This is a genomic window from Bartonella sp. AD328YNZD (genome assembly GCF_042196425.1).
Genome location: NZ_JBHIQG010000876.1, coordinates 1 through 534, shown reverse-complemented (window position 1 = coordinate 534; position 534 = coordinate 1). Strand labels below are relative to the sequence as shown.

Below are 534 nucleotides of genomic sequence, written 5' to 3'. Positions count from 1 at the left end.
TTACCAGCTATGGTAATAAATGGACGGTGAAATAAACCTATTGGACCCGGGGGCGGTACCCGGCGCCTCCACCAAAATATAAGAAAGCAAAGTTATATTTTGGTGGGGGCGAAATAGGATCGACAAGGGTGTAAAGATCGCTCTTTTACTCGGCATTGTACCACCGTTATCGGGCTAAATGAGTAGTTGCAAATGACAACTATGCGGAAGCACGTCTCGCCGCTTAAGGTGGTGTGAATGTTTCAAATTGAGTCTTAAACCGTCGCAGGTTTAAGCGGGGTTCGGAGGCACCTGGCAACAGAAGCCTTCACTTTTTAAATGTTGTTGATTGATCTTTCAGACATTATCAGACATTATTTACCATAGAGTTTCGTATTTATTCGATTTATTGAGGTGCATCGTAGAAAAAATCTGCTAATTTAAAATATATTCTATCACACAATATCAATACGCCCCATTCTGCTACGTGAAATAAAAGGAATAAACTTCGATGGTTAAAGATCAAATCCGTTACGATATTCTCGTTCAGGATGC

At 40.8% G+C, this 534-nt stretch carries 1 other RNA gene; it reads left to right on the top strand.

Annotation, left to right across the window (positions count from 1 at the left end):
* Positions 1 to 312: a transfer-messenger RNA gene (ssrA, locus tag ACFIO3_RS15540) on the top strand; the annotation flags it as partial.
* Positions 313 to 534 lie beyond the last annotated feature (222 nt).